The organism is Thermoflavimicrobium dichotomicum (genome assembly GCF_900114055.1).
Classification (GTDB): Bacteria; Bacillota; Bacilli; order Thermoactinomycetales; family Thermoactinomycetaceae; genus Thermoflavimicrobium; species Thermoflavimicrobium dichotomicum.
On sequence record NZ_FORR01000060.1, the window covers coordinates 1 to 1,755 of the forward strand.

Here is a 1,755-nt window from a genome sequence, read left to right on the forward strand (position 1 = left end):
GTTCCGCTCCATCTTCTTCCCTGTACCGGAAGCGTGTGAATTGGGGAATCAAATCATTGTTGCCCAAAGTGATGGCGTTGTACGGCAAAAACAACCACTCCCATCCAGGTTTGAACCGGAAAAGCAGTCCGTTAGCGAGAGTGTGTCCCTGCCTGCTCAACCTGTCTCCCAGCAGAAAACAAACAAAAGGCAAAGAGGAGATGTCGGTGTGACAGATCAAATGATCGAGGACTACGTAAGAACAGTCATTCGAGAAAATATAGCGGCAGCTTTAAAAATGGAAGAAACGTTCATTCAGGATGACCGGAGTTTTTCGGAATACGGTTTGGATTCGATTTTGTCCGTAAATGTAATCAAGCTGATCAACAAACAATGCAACATAACGCTTCAAACGACTGTATTGTTCGACTACAACAATGTAAATCAACTGGTTCGTCATATCACGCAAGCGTATAAACCTGCCCTGATCTCTTTGTTGAAGAAAAATCTACCTCCTGTAGAGGATCAAAAGGACGCTTGGGAAGAAGTGAATCATACAGGATATGCAACGGAGCAGAATCTCACTCATGATGGCGGAATCCAAAGAAGGCAAAAAGATCAGGGGAAAGATGCAATCCAAGTTGAACGATCAGCCGAACGGGTTTATGAGAAAGAGACCGTGCAGATCAAAACGTTCATGCAACAAGATTCCATTGCGATTATCGGGATGAGTGGTCGTTTTGGAAAAGCGAATTCCATTCATGAATTGTGGAAATACCTGGCTAATGGCACGGAGCTTGTGGAAGAGGTTACCAGATGGGATCTATCCGGCAAAAATATCTCTTGCAAATATGGAAGCCTGCTGGAACATATTGATCAATTTGACCCTCTCTTTTTCAATATCTCCGGTCTGGAAGCCACGTATATGGACCCGCAGCAGCGCATCTTTCTGGAGGAAGCCTGGAAGGCGCTGGAGGATGCAGGGTATGCCGGATCAGGAATGGATGGGCGCCTGTGTGGCGTTTATGTAGGATGGGGTGGATCAGATTATGAATCTCTGTTTGGGGATCAGGTTCCTCCACAAGCGTTTTGGGGCAATGCCGGCTCCGTGATTCCCGCCCGAATCGCCTATTATCTGAATCTGCAAGGACCCGCAGTAGCGGTGGATACAGCCTGCTCCAGTTCTTTGGTGGCCATTCATCTTGCCTGCCAGAGCTTGTGGTCGAATGAAACGGAAATGGCATTGGCCGGCGGGGTATGTATCCAAACAACTCCCAAGTTCTATGAAAATGCTGGTCGAGCAGGAATGCTCTCTCCAACCGGACATTGCTATACCTTTGATGATCGGGCAGACGGTTTTGTTCCCGGTGAAGGTGTGGGAGTCGTGGTACTCAAGCGCCTCCGGGATGCGATTGCCGATGGGGACCACATCTATGGCATCATTCGGGGATCAGGCATCAATCAGGACGGTACAACCAATGGGATTACAGCGCCCAGCGCCATTTCCCAGGAACGTCTGGAGCGCCATGTATATGACACTTTCGGCATCCATCCAGAGCAGATCCAGATGGTGGAAGCCCACGGAACGGGGACAAAGCTGGGGGACCCGATAGAATATGGGGCATTGACCCGGGCCTTCCGCCACTATACGGACAAAAAAGGATACTGTGCGATCGGATCAATCAAGACCAATATCGGACATGCGGCGGCAGCAGCAGGAGTTGCGGGATTGATCAAGATTCTGCTGGCCATGAAGCACAGGCAGATTCCGCCTAC

Annotated in this window: 1 protein-coding gene; it reads left to right on the forward strand. The window is 49.3% G+C overall.

Annotated elements, in window-relative coordinates; translation table 11 throughout:
* A partial coding sequence (locus BMZ78_RS18330) for a type I polyketide synthase (protein ID WP_139203375.1) occupies window positions 1–1,755 on the forward strand: 1,755 nt, incomplete at both ends.